A 16,202-nucleotide genomic window follows, 5' to 3' on the forward strand; every position below is an offset into this window, starting at 1 on the left:
ACCTAACTCACCTTTTCAGGGTCAAAGATGGTGTTATCAAGAAACCGGTCTGGCCCGACAATCGGTCGATCTTCGGCATCATTGGCACCTTCGACACGCCAATCATGGGTTGGCACGGCCACATCAAGTCCCTTGACCGCTTTGCGATATAAATCAGGGCGATACACCTGACGCACGACATTATTGATATCGGCGTCTGCTGGCACCTGCCCCCAGCGTTTCATCTGCGTTCCAACCCAGCTTCCCTGTGACAGCCACGGGAAGGTCGCGGTATAGCGATAAAACACATGGCGATCAGGCATTTCGGTTGGTGCTTCGCCCGGACGCAAGACCGGACGCCCACAAAGGGATGCTTTGAGGATTTCATATGGCGCACCAACATTGGATTCCTCAGACAGCATTTGCGCAAGTTCAGAACGATTGTCGGCCTCATCGGCCCATTCAGCGGCACGCACCAGGGCGCGCACCAACGCCGATACCGTATCAGGGTTGGAATTGACCCAGTCTTCGCGCACCCCCAGAACCTTTTCCGGGCTTCGCGGCCAGATATCATCCTTAAGCGCAACAATCACGCCATCGCCATGGAAAACAGCACGCTGGTTCCACGGTTCCCCGACGCAATAGCCATCAACCCATCCGTTGCGCAGACTGTCAAACATGCGCTGCGGGGCAATCACCCCGATATTCACATCCTTGTCCGGATCAATTCCCGCTGCTGCCATCCAATAGCGCAACTCGTAATTATGGCTGGAGAACGGAAACACCGTTGCAAAGGACATGATCGGGCGCCCGGCAGCACGGTCTTCATCAATCACCTTTTTCAAGGCACGCGATGAAAGCCCGCGCGGCCCATGCATCGAAACCGGGTCTGTTTCAAGCATGCGCTGATAAAGACGGGTTGAAACCGTAATTGCATTGCCACCCCGACCCAGCGCCATGGGAACAACAATGTGTTGAACCGGAACCCCGCCAAGGCCAAGACGGGCGGCAATCGGGATCCCTGCCAAAAGATGGGCCGCGTCATATACGCCGTAAGAAAGCTTGTCGCGAATGGCCGCCCACGACATTTCGCGGACCAGTTCCAGATCAACACCTTCTTGCTCGGCAAATCCCATCGCACGGGCAACAACCGGGATCGCACAATCGACCAACGGCACAAAGCCAAGACGAACCTTGTTAGACATTCCTCAAAACTCCAACTGAAACGCCGTGATGACGCTTTGAGCGATCTCATAGATCTTGCGATTCTGTTTCATGGCGTTCTTGCGCAACAGCGCATAAGACTCTTCTTCTGACAGGCCTTTTTCTTTCATCAGAATTCCCTTGGCCCGTTCGATCAATTTACGTTCGCTGAGCTTGGCCTGTGCTTCATCCCGTTCGCGGCGCAGTTGGTCAAACACGGTAAACCGCGAAATCGCCATATCGACAATCGGACGAATGCGATCCTGACGCAACCCGTCCACGACATAGGCGCTGACACCGGCCAGAATGGCTTCCTGAATCATCGAAGCATCACTTTGATCGACAAACATTGCAATCGGGCGGGCAATCGCGCGTGACACCTGAAACATTTGTTCAAGCGTATCGCGATCGGGATTTTCCAGATCAATGATGATGATATCTGGCGCCAAGGCCTGAATGCGCTCGACCAGATTGTGGGATGTTCCGATACGGGCCACACGGGTATAGCCACTTTCAACAAGGCCGCGCTCGACAATTGCGGCGCGGTCAGGATTCTCGTCAATCACCAGAATGTTGTATTCTTCCAGCCTTACCAATCTAACCCCAACTCCCTGACAACCATCGACGATCAAGCCTCTCTATCTGGTTTATTATTTTCCGGTCTTTTTTAGATCCGGATTTGTATCGGGATGCGACCAGCGCCGCATCCCGAAAAAGCGATATAGCAGTATTCTTATTCAGCCGGTACCGGTTGTGCCGATCCCGACGTTCCAAGACGTTCTGCCTGTGCACTATCAAAGCGGGCTTTTTCTTCGGCCTGCGTTGCTGCGGAGAAACGAACAGCAAGGGCGGCAAACGAACAGACAACCACCGCACAGCCGAGATAAAGAAGGCCTTCCTGATAGGTAAGTGCTTCGGACTTAAACAGGAAGCCCGCCGCAACTGCACCGGCATTCCCGCCTGCACCAACGATACCCGCAACCGAGCCAAGGGCGCGACGGTTCACAAACGGCACAATCCCGAACGTTGCACCTTCAGACATCTGAACGAACAGCGAGAAGACAATCATTACCGAAACGGCAACAACCAGTGCTTCCATCTGCGAGAATGCAATCAGGGCAACACCTTCGATGAACAGGGCCATGAACAGGAATTTGACACGGCCCGAAAGACCGCCCTTGGCGGCAAATTTATCGGAAAACACACCACCCAGGGTCCGGGCGAAAATGTTCATCAGACCAAACAGACCGGCAATCATGCCTGCCGTTGCAAGCGAAAGCTCGAACTTGTCAAAGAAGTAGATCGCGGCAATGTTGTTGATCGTAAGCTCAACACCAAAACACGCCCCATACACCAGGAACAATGCCCAGACGCGATAGTCAGACATTGCAGCAAGCATGCCTTTGGTCGCACCGGCATGGTCATCTTCTGGTTTAAGTGCGCCGCTTTTGCGCATGTCGGCATAGTTGCCGTCCGGGCAATCGGTCGTGAAGACCCAATACAGAACAGCAACCACCAGCATGATCGCCCCCGGGAAGACCATCGCCAGACGCCAGCCCATGGTTTCCGCAATCCCGAAACCAAGAATCATGGCAAGGATTGCCGGCATCACCATCTGGGTCACACCACCGCCAAGGTTACCCCAACCCGCCGTGGTGGCGTTTGCAGTGCCAACGACGTTCGGCGCGAACATGGTCGAGGTGTGATACTGCGTGATAACAAAGGATGCGCCAATCGATCCGATGGCAAGACGCGCAAGCAAGAAGGTCTCGTAGCTATCCGCAAGACCGATCAGCATGACCGGCAAAGACCCGAGAACAAGCAAGCCTGTATAGGTCTTGCGGGGCCCGATCTTGTCGCAAAGCGGCCCGATCAGAAGCCGGACGAGAACTGTAATCGCAACCGAAGCAATGATGGTACTACCGATTTCACTTTTGCTTAAACCCAGGTCATCGCGGACCAGCGGCATTAACGGCGCGATCCCGAACCAACCAAAGAAGCACAGGAAAAAGGATAACCAGGTGAGGTGGAAAGTACGCATCTGAACAGTCTTGAGACTGAACAGGTTTATGCGTGTTGCCTTGTTTTTGATTTCCATAACAGTGAAGCCCTTCGTTTCGGTCGCACAGAGCTTGATGTTTTCTGCGGGCGACCAACGGTTTTCCCTATGGGCCTCATGCTTCATCTTGAAGATTCCGCAGGCGACCCGTCATTCGTATCGGAAAGACTGCGCGATCATCGCGCGGCTATTCCAAACGTCTGATCGTCCGCCGTTGGACGAAGAACTGTGAGCCACCCATCGTTGGGCTTACTTTCGTCAAAGCCGCTCACACGAAAACAGCAGTGCAAACACCGCGCCAGTTTTTCTGCGCTGCGGGATAAACACGGTAAACTTTTGAAAATATTACGTATTATTCAGCCGCACATGCTCAGACAAAAAAATGCACAGCTAAAATGATCATTTTTTGCACAAAATTAAATCACCCACGATTTGTGCTGTTTATTTTTTGATCAAATGATGTATTCTGCCAAAACACCGCCCCTTCAAAGAACCATAATTTTTGGCGTGAATCCAGTCGGTTATAAGATAATTCGTCATATCTACAATTCTGGCATGGCGCTTGAATATAGAAGGCCATGAGCGCGGACAGTGTCGTCTGCGGCTCCGGTGTAAAAGCCGATCCTATATATAAAGAATCCAAAGACGGGTTCCCCGGATAATGACGTCCGTTGCGAAATGCCTTTTTTAAGAGCAGGCCGCATCGGGCGTTTTTTTGTGCCAACTTCGCATCCCGCGACGAGGAGCCAGAGACAAATGAACCACGTCACTGCAAATATTAAATCTGCGAAAGCCCGCATCGTTGTCATTGGCAACGGCATGGCCGGCATGCGGACAGTCGAAGAAATTCTGTCGCGTGCCCCGGACAAATACGACATCACTGTTTTCGGCGCCGAACCGCGTGTGAACTATAACCGCATCATGCTGTCCCCGCTGCTTTCCGGCGAGAAAGACTTCGACGAAATCGTCATCAACACGGCGGAATGGTACGTTGAAAACAACATCCACCTGTATTCCGGCGACCCGGTGGTTGAGATCGACCGTGATCGTAAGGTCGTCATTTCCAAAAGCGGCACTGAAACCGAATATGATCAGCTGCTGCTGGCAACCGGTTCCGATCCGATTATTATCCCGATCCCCGGCCACAAGCTGGGTGGCGTTGTGACATTCCGTGATGTTGATGATGTCGACACCATGCTGGGTGCCGCCGCCAAAGGCGGCCCTGCCGTTGTGATTGGTGGTGGCCTTTTGGGTCTTGAAGCAGCGGTTGGCCTGCAATCGCGCGGCATGGATGTCACCGTGCTGCATCTTGCAGGCCATGTGATGGAACGCCAGCTTGATCCGTCTGCAGGCTACCTTCTGGCACAGGAGCTCGAGCGCCGCGGCATCACGGTTATTACCGAGGCCGATACAGCAGAAATCGTTGGCAGCGAAACCGTTACCGGTGTTCGTCTTAAAGACGGGCGCATGATCCCGGCTGATCTGGTGGTTATGGCTGTTGGCATTCGCCCGAACGGGCGACTGGCCGCAGACGCAGGCATCAACGTCGAACGCGGCATCGTTGTTGACGATGTCATGACCACCAGTGATCCGGACATTTTCGCCGTTGGCGAATGCGTACAGCATCGCGGCCAGTGTTATGGCCTTGTCGCTCCGCTGTTTGAAATGGCGAAATCCTGTGCCGATCATTTGGCCGAAATCGAAACACTTGGCTATGCCGGTTCGGTCACATCGACCAAACTTAAAGTCACCGGCGTTGATGTGTTTTCGGCTGGTGACTTTTCAGGTGGTGGCGAAACCGAAGAAATCGTCTTCCGTGATGCCGGGCGCGGCGTTTACAAACGCATCGTCCTTGAAGACGGCAAGATCAAGGGTGCGGTCCTGTATGGCGACACATCCGATGGCGGTTGGTATTTCCAACTGATGAAGGACGGCCAGGACGTCACAGAACTGCGTGATACGCTTGCCTTCGGTCAGGCATTCGCGGGAGGATCCGCTGGAAACCCGCTTGATGCCGTTGCAGCACTGCCAGATGATGCAGAAATCTGCGGCTGCAACGGCGTTTGCAAAGGTTCCATCGTATCGGCAATCTATGAAAAGGGCCTGACCACCCTTGATGAAGTCAAAGGCCATACCAAGGCATCGGCATCCTGCGGATCATGTTCGGGGTTGGTTGAAAACCTTTTGGCAGCAACCCTTGGTGGCGATTATCAGGCTGCAACGGTCAAGCCGATTTGCACCTGTACGGACCATGATCATGACAGCGTCCGCCGTCTGATCATTGCCAAAGGCATGAAATCCATGCCGCAGGTCATGCAGGAACTGGAATGGAAAACCGCAGACGGCTGCCATGTTTGCCGTCCGGCTTTGAACTATTACCTGCTGGCCGCCTGGCCGAATGAATATGTTGATCACGGCGCATCGCGCTTCATCAATGAACGTGTTCACGCCAACATTCAAAAAGACGGCACCTATTCGGTTATTCCGCGCATGTGGGGTGGATTGACCAACCCGCGCGAATTGCGTGCGATTGCCGATGTCGCTGACAAGTTTGCAATCCCGACCGTCAAGGTTACCGGCGGGCAGCGTATTGACCTTTTGGGCGTCAAAAAAGAAGACCTTCCGGGTGTCTGGGCCGATTTGAATGCGGCAGGGATGGTTTCCGGCCATGCTTATGGCAAGTCGCTTCGTACAGTCAAAAGCTGCGTCGGGCAGGAATGGTGTCGCTTTGGCACCCAGATGTCGCTGAGCATGGCGGTCGAGCTTGAAAAAATGACCTGGGGATCATGGATGCCCCATAAATTCAAGATGGCGGTATCAGGTTGCCCGCGTAACTGCGCCGAAGCCACGATCAAGGATTTTGGGGTTGTCGCAACCGATGGCGGCTGGGATCTTCATGTTGGCGGCAATGGTGGCATTCACGTCAAAGCGACCGAACTTCTGTGCAAGGTCACCACGGATGAAGAAGTCATGGAATATTGCGGTGCCTTTATCCAGATTTACCGCGAAGAAGCCCGCTATCTTGAACGAACCGCACCATGGATCGAACGCGTTGGCCTGAAACATGTTCAGGAACGCATGGTTGATGACGCAGCAAACCGCAAAGCATTGTTTGAACGCTTCATGATCAGTCAGCAGAACGCGCAAAAAGACCCATGGGCCGAACGCGCATCCGAGGGTGTTGATGCCCACGAATTCAAACCCCTTTCGATGGTCGCAGCGGAGTAAGAAAAATGACAGATATGCTCAACTGGATAAATATCGGTCCTGTTTCGACCATTCCGCAACAAGGGGCGCGCACCCTTCAGACCGAAACCGACCGGATTGCTATTTTCAGAACCCTTGATGATCAGGTTTACGCATTGCTTGATCGCTGCCCGCACAAACAGGGGCCGCTGGCGCAGGGCATTGTTCATGGTCATTTCGTGACCTGCCCGCTTCACAATATGGTTTTCTCGCTTGAAACCGGCGAAGCACAGGGCCCGGATGACGGCTGTGCCGCCAAAGTTGAATGTCAGGTGGTTGAGGGCACTGTTCGTGTCGGTCTGACCCAGCTCCAAGCCGGACTGCGCCATGCGGGATGAGGTCAAAACAACCTGCCCCTATTGCGGTGTTGGCTGTGGCCTGATCATTTCGCCAACCCGCGATGGATTTGCTGTGGGCGGTGATCCCGATCACCCGGCCAATCTTGGGCGGATTTGCTCCAAGGGGGCGGCTTTGATCGATACGATCACAGCCGAAACCAAACGCGATTTCCGATTGCTTGAACCTGAAGTCGATGGCCAACAGGTTAACTGGTCAACCGCAATTGCGGAAACCGCCAACCGGTTGCGTGACACCATCGCCAAGCACGGTCCGAAATCGGTGGCATTTTATGTGTCCGGTCAGCTCCTGACCGAAGATTACTATGTCGCCAACAAGCTGATCAAAGGCTTCATCGGGTCACCGCATATCGACACCAATTCGCGCCTGTGCATGGCATCGACCGTGGTTGGCCACAAACGCGCCTTTGGTGCGGATGTTGTGCCCGGATGTTACGAAGACCTTGAAATTGCCGATCTGGTCATTCTGACCGGATCAAATCTGGCATGGTGTCACCCCGTGCTGAACCAGCGCCTGCGCGCTGCCAAAGAAAAGCGGGGCACAAAGATCGTCGTGATTGACCCACGACGAACGGCAAGCTGCGATATCGCTGATTTGCATCTTGCCATCAAACCGGGCAGCGACGTTGCCCTGTTTAACGGTTTGCTGGCCTGGCTTGATCAGAATGGCAATACCGATCTTCGTTACGTAGCCCGCCATGTCAGTGGCTATGAACAAGCCGTGGCAGAGGCCCGTGCCGATTGCCCGGATATCGAGATAACCGCGCAAAAATGCGGACTCGATACCCAAGAAAGTGCTGATGAACTCGGCTCAGGTCTGGAAAAACTGGAAACGTTCTTTAGCTGGTTTGCCGCCTTTGATCGCACCGTCACGGTGTTTTCACAAGGGGTGAACCAGTCTTCTAGCGGATCGGACAAAGTCAATTCGATCCTGAATTGCCATCTGGCAACCGGCCGTGTCGGAAAACCGGGCTCCAGCCCGTTTTCCGTCACCGGCCAACCCAACGCCATGGGGGGCCGCGAAGTTGGCGGCCTTGCTAATCAGTTGGCCGCCCATATGAACCCCAATGATCCAGTTGATGTTGATCGGGTCAGACGGTTCTGGAAATCCGACGTTCTGGAACCGGGCGAAGGATACAAGGCCGTCGATATGTTCCGTGCAATTGAAAGCGGGGAAATCAAGGCCGTCTGGGTCATGGCGACCAATCCGGCCGTCAGCCTGCCGGATACGGGTCGCGTGCGTCTGGCCCTGTCGCGTTGTCCGCTTGTGATTGCATCGGATGTCGTCAATGACACCGATACCTTGCGCTATGCCCATATCAAGCTGCCCGCATCCGGCTGGGCGGAGAAATCAGGTACGGTGACCAATTCCGAACGCCGCATTTCCCGCCAACGCCCGTTCCGCGAAGCACAGGGCAATGCCAAACCCGACTGGTGGATCATGACCGAGGTCGCCAGATCTATGGGCTATGCCAAGGCCTTTAAATATAAAGGTCCCAGCGACATTTTTGCCGAACATGCCGCCCTGTCGGAATTTGAAAATGACGGCATGCGCGCCTTTGATATCGGTGTCTGGCACAAGCCAAAGAAGTCCGCCTATGACGCGATGGAACCGTTCCAATGGCCCGCATCGCGCAAGCACCAGCCCGCTAGCGGTTCTGAACGTCTATATGGCGATGGTGTTTTCACCACATCAAGTGGCCGGGCCAAAATGATCGGCGTTGAACATATCCCGCCGCAATCACAGCTTAGCAAAGAGTTCCCTCTGATTGCCAATAGCGGGCGTTACCGCGATCAATGGCACACCATGACCCGAACCGGAACCGCAGCCCGCCTCAGCGCGCACCGCCCGGAGCCGCTTCTTGAAGTAAATCCGAAGGATGCTGGTCATTACGGCCTTACGGATGGATCAATTGCGCGCATCAACAGTAAACATGGCACATCCTTGATGCGGGTTCTGGTCACGGATGCACAATTGCCCGGACAGGTGTTCGTTCCGATGCACTGGAACGATGTCTTTTCGGGCGCGGGTGGGATTGGTCGACTTATGCCCCCCAATGTCGACCCCCATTCCGGCCAACCCGAAAGCAAATATGTCCCGGTTTCCATCGAACCGTTTGTCACCAGGTGGCAGGGACTTTTGTTTTCCAACACCCCTGTTGATCTTTCCCATCTGCCATATTGGGTAAGCGCGACCGGACCGGGCAGCATGATTTATGAAATTGCCGGTGATGAAGCCTGCATGTTCAAATCGCTTCTGCCGATTGCCGCCAATGCCGATGATCAGCACATCATTGAATATAACGATACCAAAAAGGGCGTTCATCGCTATGCCCGCCTGAATGGTGGGCGGATCAGCGGGGCTTTGTTTATCAGCCCGGATCGCCCGGCCCTTGGCCGTGACTGGGTATCAAACCTGTTTACGACTGAAACCGTGGCAACACCGGAACGCAATGCGCTTCTTGCCGGGCGCATGCCCGATGCCGGAGCGATCAATGATCGTTTGATTTGTTCTTGTTTCTCGGTCGGGCTTGCCTCCATCAGCAAGGCCATTACCGAACAAAATGCTGTGTCTGCAACTGATATCGGCCGCTTGCTTCAGGCTGGCACAGGATGTGGTTCCTGCCTTCCGGAAATTAAGGAGATTCTCGATGACGCACTACCGCGCGCCGCAGAATAATCATGCTTTGGAAACGGGCGGCAGCACCTTGCCCGACCCGTCGGAAAACTTCGCCTATTTTCCGGCATTCATCCATGTCACCGGGAAAAAGGTACTGGTTCTTGGCGGTGGTGAAGTCGCAGCAGGCAAGCTGCGCATTCTGATCCGAAGCCAAGCCTTAATCACGGTCGTCGCTGCCGAAATCTGTGACGACATCGCCGTGATGGTCGACGAAGGGCGCATTGTTTGGGAAAGCACGCCCTTCGTTGACACTATGGTAAATGGCGCGGCGATGGTGTTTGACGCCACCGACGATCCCTATTTGACCGGACGGGTTCAGGCCGCGACCAAACGGCGCAATATCCTTTTGAATGTGGTGGATAAAACCCCGCTGTGTGATTTTATCGTGCCTGCCATCCTTGATCGATCCCCGGTCATGATCACGATTTCGACCGGGGCCTGCGCACCGGCCCTGGCCCGCATCATTCGCCAGCGGCTTGAAACCGTTCTTCCGGCCACCATGTCACAGCTGGCCCGGATCGCGCGTGATGCCCGGCAAAAAGTTGCCGATCATTTGCATGACAATGTGTCACGCCAACGCTTCTGGACGCATTTCTTTCAGCGCGGCTTACAATCGCGCAATGCAAAATCCCTTGGCCCGGAAGATATTGATCTGGCCCTGCGCCAGTTCGTTCCTGATGGCAGCAGTGCGACGGTTCCCGGTGGGCAGACCATGATGGCGGAGCTTCATGTTGATACCGCATTTGATCTGCCGCACGGCATAGCGCGCGCAATTGAAACCGCCGATATCGTTTTCCATGAAGATGATGTTGCTGATGAAATACTGACCCTTGCACGCCGCGATGCGACGGTGATTGCCATCGGCCATATCGATCAGGAAGCAGACCCGACCCAAAAACGCGAACATCTTGCGCAGCAGGCCAAAATCTTTGCCCGTCAGGGGTTCAATATTGTCACATTGACCCACCCGACGGCGCATTAAAGCATCAACCGTTCACCCCTGTGGACCGGACTCCCTGTCATCCACATAAACTAAAAGGCGCGCAAATCATTTGCGCGCCTTTCTTTGTCTGCGAGAACCGCAGATCTTATTTCATCGTCGGCATGACAAACTCGGCACCCTTGCGAATGCCGGTCGGCCAGCGCGAGGTGATGGTTTTCAGTTTGGTGTAGAAACGCACACCTTCCGGCCCATGCATGTGATGATCGCCGAACAGCGATGCTTTCCAGCCACCAAACGAATGGAAGGCCATCGGAACCGGGATCGGCACGTTAATACCAACCATGCCGGTCTGGGTACGGGCGGCAAATTCACGTGCGGTATCGCCATCACGGGTAAAGATCGCAGTCCCGTTACCATATTCGTGGCTATCGACAAGGTTGGCGGCGGTTTCGTAATCATCCGCACGGACGATTGAAAGAACCGGGCCAAAGATTTCTTCTTTATAGATGCTCATATCCGGGGTGACGTCATCAAACAGCGTCCCGCCGACGAAGTAACCTTCTTCATAACCCTGAAGATTAATCCCGCGACCATCGACAACCAGTTTGGCACCTTCTTCGACACCCTTGTCGATATAGCCAACAACCTTGTCACGATGTGCAGCCGTTACCAGCGGGCCCATTTCGGCTGCCGGATCGGTGCCCGGTGCAACGCGCAATTCATTGATGCGCGGAACCAGCTTTTCAACCAGCGTATCTGCGGTTGCTTTGCCGACCGGAACGGCGACCGAAATTGCCATGCAACGCTCGCCGGCCGAGCCGTAAGCAGCGCCCATCAAGGCATCAACCGCCTGATCCATATCGGCATCCGGCATAATGATCATGTGGTTTTTCGCACCACCAAGGGCCTGACACCGTTTGCCCTGTGCGGTCGCGGTTTCATAGATGTATTTGGCAATCGGGGTCGAACCGACAAAGCTGATTGCGGTGACGTCCGCATCAAACAAAAGCGCATCGACAGCTTCTTTATCGCCCTGAACAACGTTGAACACGCCATTCGGAAGGCCTGCTTCGGTCAGCCATTCTGCCAACAAAAGTGCAGCGGACGGATCGCGTTCTGATGGTTTGAGGATAAAGCAGTTACCGCATGCAAGCGCGACCGGGAACATCCACATCGGCACCATCGCCGGGAAGTTGAACGGCGTGATCCCGGCAACAATGCCAAGCGGCTGACGGATCGAATGACTATCAACTTTGGTGCCGACGTTTTCGGTGAACTCACCCTTAAGCAACTGAGGGGCGCCGGTTGCAAATTCAACGACTTCAATTCCGCGGGTGACTTCACCCAGCGCATCGGACAGAACCTTGCCATGTTCGGCGGTGATGGCTGCGGCCAGTTCTTCGGCGCGGTCTTCAAGAATGCCAAGGAATTTATTCAGGATACGCGAACGGCGCAGCGGGGTTGTGTTGGCCCATTCATCGCGCACAGCGACGGCGGATTCAACAGCAGCGCGGACTTCGGATTTCGAGGCAAGATCAACCGTCGCACTTTGCGCACCGGTTGCCGGATTGAAAACCGGTGCCGAACGACCGGACGTGCCGGCAACGCGCTTGCCGTTGATATAGTGGGTGAGCTGGCTGGACATTGGGTGTCTCCCGATAAACCTGATTTGGTGATTGCGTGATGATAGCATCCGCAAAGTGGCTTTATTATGCCTATGCACAGCGATGCACATCAATTATCATTTCTGCAAATTCGATGTGCAAAAATTAAAGTTACTTAAAGGCCGTTACCGATTATGGATTGGGATCGCTTTCGCATATTCCTTGCCGTCGCCAGACAGGGACAAATCCTTGGCGCAGCCCGACAGCTTGGCCTGAACCATGCAACCGTGGGCCGACAACTGACCACGCTTGAGCAGGAACTGGGCATTAAACTGATTGAACGGCGCACAACCGGGTCGGAGTTAACCGCCGCCGGGCGTGAGCTTATGCAGGCGGCAGAGGCGGCTGAATCTGCCTTCCTTCGGGCCGGAACGGCGGTTTCCAACCGCACTGAATCCATCAGCGGCACGGTGCGTGTTGGTGTCCCGGACGGACTTGGCAACTATTTCCTGGCAAGTGAACTGGCCGGTTTTGCGGCAGAACATCCCGATCTTGTGATCCAGTTGGTCCCGCTTCCGCGCACATTCTCGCTGTCACAGCGCGAAGCCGATATCGCCATCACCCTTGATCGTCCGAAACAAGGCCGTTTGGTGATCAAGAAACTCACCGACTATACGCTCAGCGTCTATGCCACCAACGCCTATATCGCGCGGTTTGGGGTGGTGGATACAGAAGCCGACTTATCTGATCGCTTGTTTGTCACCCATATCGAAGATTTGATTTACAGCCGCGCACTTGATTATGCCGCCCGCCTTGGCAAATTGATGCGCCGACGCTTTGAATGCGGTAGCGTGGTTGCCCAGATGGAAGCTGTCCGCAACGGGCACGGCATCGGCATCCTGCATGATTACGCCACCAAAGGCGTGCCTGATCTGATCCGTTTACTGCCCGAAATCCGCTTTACGCGCAATTACTGGATGCTCCAGCACCCCGACACCAAGGACACCAGAAGTGTCGCCGCCGTTGCAGAATACATTACCCGGGTGGTGCGTACAGAACGCGACCGGTTTGTGATGAGCTAAAGCAAACTGTTCAATCGCACCGCATTGCAAAAGAAACACAGGATCTAACCAAAGAACACCCAAATAAGAACAGGCCCAAAGACGTTTCGTCTTCGGGCCTGTTAATGGGCGTGCCATGCCCGGAAAATAGCAGCATGGCATCAAACAAATCTTATATTAGTGACCAATGGTCACTTTTTGCGCCAATCTACATCGATCACTTGTTGGTTGGACATTCTGCGCAGGTTTTCTTCGAAATAATCGCGGATCTGATCCAGCCCCTTGCCATCCGAGGCCGACATTGCGACCGTCAAAAATGACGAACTGGCAGAAATTTCACATACCCCGTCTTCAAAGGCCAAAAGGCCTCTGTTCGGGTCCCGCAGCTCCCCGCGAACGGGTTCCTGCGCTTCTCCAAGAAACTCCTGAAGGTAAACTGGGGCATTGCGTACATAGATATCAGCAAAACAATAGTTGGCGTCCATTTCCCGATCCAATCCAACATCAGGCAGGTCTGGCATCTCTGGTGAATGAGCCGTTGCTTCCTCACCTGTATCTTCCCCGATATCTTTCGCACTGATCATCCGGTCAGACATGCACAAACCCATTTTTCCAATGGTGCCAATCGTGCACCAAGCTAATCCCCTTACCCCTTTCGCATGCATAGCACAGAGCCATCGCACACGGCAATAGTGACCATTGGTCACTAAAATGTGAGGCGTTTGTGTAACCCCACATTCCTAAAGGGCAAAATGTCGCAAAATTCCAGAATCGCAAGTCTTGGACGCAACTTTTTTAAAGAAATTTGCTGCATCCGCACAAATTATTGATTTTCGGCAGCTTTTAAGACGCAAAAAAGCGGGCTCCCTAACCAAAAGTCGCCCGCTTTGTCATAAAATTTTAAAGATACTGGAACAGGTGCCGTTGCGTCCTAGCCCTGAACAACTTCTTGTCGCTGGCGGCCCAGACCTTCGATGCCGAGCTCCATCACATCGCCGGGTTTTAGGTAAACTTGCGGGTTTTGCCCCATTCCAACACCGGGTGGTGTCCCGGTTGAAATGATATCGCCGGGCTGCAAGCTCATGAAGCGTGACAGGTAGCTGACGACAAAGGCGACGCCATATACCATGGTCTTTGTGCTGCCATCCTGATAGCGCTTGTCATTGACATCCAACCACATCGACAGGTTCTGTGGATCAGCGATCTCATCACGGGTGACAAGCCAAGGGCCGGTGGGGCCAAAAGTATCGGCACTTTTTCCCTTTACCCATTGCCCGGAATGTTCAAGCTGAAAAGCACGCTCTGACACATCATTGGTCAGGCAATAGCCCGCAACATAATCAAGCGCATCTGCTTCATCGACATATTTGGCATACTTGCCAATCACGATGCCAAGTTCGACCTCCCAATCGGTTTTGGTCGCCCCACGTGGAATTTCCACCGTGTCATTCGGCCCGCAAACGGCCGAGGTCGCCTTAAAGAACACGATCGGTTCTGGTGGCAGTTCCATCCCGGCTTCTGCCGCGTGATCGGAATAATTCAGACCAATACAGATATACTTCCCCGGTTTACCAACACAGGCCCCTATACGCGGTGAGCCATCGACCACCGGCAGGCTTTCGGGATCAATCGCCGCGATCTTGGCAAAGGTCTCCGAAGAGATCGTTTCAGGATCAAGATCATTGATCAGACCGGAAAGGTCCCGAATGGTATCATTCGCATCCAGCAGCCCCGGCTTTTCCTTGCCCAATGGGCCATAGCGCAAAAGTTTCATCATCTACCTCCCGATATTATTTATTGTTGTTTGTTCTGCACCGTTCTGGCCGCGTTGGCCGTACCCCGGATACAGACATTTTCAATCCTCATACAATAGTGATGTCACAGCACGAAGCCAAAGCGCAAGTCAAATGGTTTTCAAAACCGTTTTCTTGAACCACACACCCTCCTCCACCGAACGGTGAAGACGTAAAAGCGTGTAAAACAACCCGAACTTGATGAAGTCGTTGCACTTCACAGCATTGCGTTTGATGATGATTGCGATACCGACCACCAGAACAAATTGACGAAGGAAGTGCCTCCCCCATGCGCATCGCCATTCTTGACGATTACCAGAACCTTGCCCTGCAATCCGCCGATTGGTCCGACGTTTTATCCCTTGGCGAGATCACGGTTTTTACTGACACGATCACCAAGCAAGACGCTTTGCGTTCCCGGTTAGAACCGTTTGATGTGATTTGCGTCATGCGCGAAAGAACCCCGCTTTCGGGTGAGCTTATCGGTGCACTTCCGAACCTGAAACTGATTGTCACGACGGGTAAACGCAACGCCGCAATTGATGTTGCTGCGGCAACCAAACGGGGGATCACGGTTTGCGGGACAGATTCCCCGTCGACAGCAACGCCCGAGCTTACCTTTGCCTTGATGTTGGGTTTGGCACGCAACATCGTTCCTGAAAACGCGTCAATGCGAAGCGGCGGCTGGCAAGTTGGTCTTGGACAAGACCTTGCCGGATCCACACTTGGCATCATTGGTCTGGGGCGACTGGGCGCAAATGTCGCCAAGATTGCACAGGCCTTTGGTATGCATGTCACGGCCTGGAGCACGAACCTGACCAAAGATCGTTGCGATGAAATCGGCGTTGAATTCAAAGACAGTAAAGAAAGCCTACTGCGCGATGCGGATTTTGTGACCATCCATCAACGGCTGTCTGATCGAACACGCGGCATGATCGGCGACGAAGAATTCAAACAAATGAAGTCGAGTGCCTATCTGATCAATACATCGCGTGGGCCGATTATCGATGATGTTGCATTGATTGATGCGATAAATTCCGGTGAAATTGCCGGTGCGGGCATTGATGTTTATGACATTGAACCCCTGCCATCATCGCACCCGTTGCGGCAGTGCGACGGGCTGTTGCTGACACCCCATCTTGGCTATGTCACACGCAATACCTGGGAAGTGTTTTACGGCCAAACCGCCAAGGCCGTTGCCGCATGGATTAATGGCACGCCGCATGGCGTCATCACATCCTGATTATTGGCAATACGCCCCTGCTAATGCCATCGGCA

The 16,202-nt window shown here is 53.9% G+C and carries 12 protein-coding genes; 6 read left to right on the forward strand and 6 right to left on the reverse strand.

Translation table 11 applies throughout. From position 1 onward, the window contains the following. Window positions 1-2: 2 nt before the first annotated feature. From RIC05_RS12015 to RIC05_RS12025, 3 genes are all read right to left on the reverse strand, one after another. Window positions 3-1,184 (reverse strand): CmpA/NrtA family ABC transporter substrate-binding protein, encoded by a 1,182-nt coding sequence (locus RIC05_RS12015; RefSeq protein WP_350048650.1) that lies wholly within the window; start codon window positions 1,182-1,184, stop codon window positions 3-5. 3 nt (window positions 1,185-1,187) lie between these two features. After that, window positions 1,188-1,778, reverse strand: coding sequence for an ANTAR domain-containing response regulator (locus RIC05_RS12020; RefSeq protein WP_350041746.1), 591 nt, complete (start codon window positions 1,776-1,778; stop codon window positions 1,188-1,190). 137 nt (window positions 1,779-1,915) lie between these two features. Continuing rightward, window positions 1,916-3,367, reverse strand: a complete 1,452-nt coding sequence (locus tag RIC05_RS12025; RefSeq protein WP_350048648.1) for a NarK family nitrate/nitrite MFS transporter — start codon at window positions 3,365-3,367, stop codon at window positions 1,916-1,918. A 630-nt stretch (window positions 3,368-3,997) separates the two neighbouring features. Between RIC05_RS12025 and nirB the strand changes: the two genes are divergently transcribed. Genes nirB through RIC05_RS12045 form a run of 4 tightly spaced genes read left to right on the forward strand, consistent with a single transcriptional unit; the run spans window position 3,998 to window position 10,505 of the window. Then, window positions 3,998-6,469 carry a nitrite reductase large subunit NirB gene (gene nirB, locus RIC05_RS12030; protein ID WP_350048646.1) on the forward strand — a complete coding sequence of 824 codons (2,472 nt, stop codon included), beginning with the start codon at window positions 3,998-4,000 and terminating at the stop codon, window positions 6,467-6,469. A gap of 5 nt (window positions 6,470-6,474) precedes the next feature. Next, window positions 6,475-6,825 (forward strand): nitrite reductase small subunit NirD, encoded by a 351-nt coding sequence (nirD, locus tag RIC05_RS12035; RefSeq protein ID WP_350048644.1) that lies wholly within the window; start codon window positions 6,475-6,477, stop codon window positions 6,823-6,825. Next, the gene (locus RIC05_RS12040) at window positions 6,815-9,523 is read left to right on the forward strand and encodes a molybdopterin-dependent oxidoreductase (protein WP_350048642.1); all 2,709 of its coding nucleotides are present in this window, start codon (window positions 6,815-6,817) and stop codon (window positions 9,521-9,523) included. The genes nirD and RIC05_RS12040 overlap by 11 nt, the downstream gene beginning before the upstream one ends. Next, the gene (locus RIC05_RS12045; RefSeq protein ID WP_350048640.1) at window positions 9,495-10,505 is read left to right on the forward strand and encodes an NAD(P)-dependent oxidoreductase; all 1,011 of its coding nucleotides are present in this window, start codon (window positions 9,495-9,497) and stop codon (window positions 10,503-10,505) included. Before RIC05_RS12040 ends, RIC05_RS12045 begins: the two co-directional genes overlap by 29 nt. Before the next feature lie 106 nt (window positions 10,506-10,611). On the opposite strand, the gene RIC05_RS12050 is transcribed toward RIC05_RS12045, so the two are convergent. Next, on the reverse strand, window positions 10,612-12,111 hold the full coding sequence (locus tag RIC05_RS12050; protein ID WP_350048638.1) for a CoA-acylating methylmalonate-semialdehyde dehydrogenase: 1,500 nt from the start codon (window positions 12,109-12,111) through the stop codon (window positions 10,612-10,614). A 153-nt stretch (window positions 12,112-12,264) separates the two neighbouring features. Between RIC05_RS12050 and RIC05_RS12055 the strand changes: the two genes are divergently transcribed. Then, window positions 12,265-13,152, forward strand: coding sequence for a LysR family transcriptional regulator (locus tag RIC05_RS12055; protein WP_350048636.1), 888 nt, complete (start codon window positions 12,265-12,267; stop codon window positions 13,150-13,152). Between the two features lie 170 nt (window positions 13,153-13,322). On the opposite strand, the gene RIC05_RS12060 is transcribed toward RIC05_RS12055, so the two are convergent. Together RIC05_RS12060 and RIC05_RS12065 are read right to left on the reverse strand one after the other, a co-directional pair. Then, window positions 13,323-13,838 (reverse strand): DUF2218 domain-containing protein, encoded by a 516-nt coding sequence (locus RIC05_RS12060; protein WP_350048634.1) that lies wholly within the window; start codon window positions 13,836-13,838, stop codon window positions 13,323-13,325. Between the two features lie 224 nt (window positions 13,839-14,062). Next, entirely contained in the window at window positions 14,063-14,905 is an 843-nt protein-coding gene (locus tag RIC05_RS12065; protein WP_350048843.1) for a fumarylacetoacetate hydrolase family protein, read from the reverse strand. 308 nt (window positions 14,906-15,213) lie between these two features. Here RIC05_RS12065 and RIC05_RS12070 point away from each other — a divergent pair, with 308 nt between their 5' ends. Then, a complete protein-coding gene (locus tag RIC05_RS12070) occupies window positions 15,214-16,167 on the forward strand; it encodes a D-2-hydroxyacid dehydrogenase family protein (RefSeq protein ID WP_350048632.1) in 954 nt (317 codons plus the stop codon). Window positions 16,168-16,202: the final 35 nt, after the last annotated feature.

This window comes from Thalassospira sp., from assembly GCF_040218635.1.
GTDB lineage: Bacteria > Pseudomonadota > Alphaproteobacteria > Rhodospirillales > Thalassospiraceae > Thalassospira.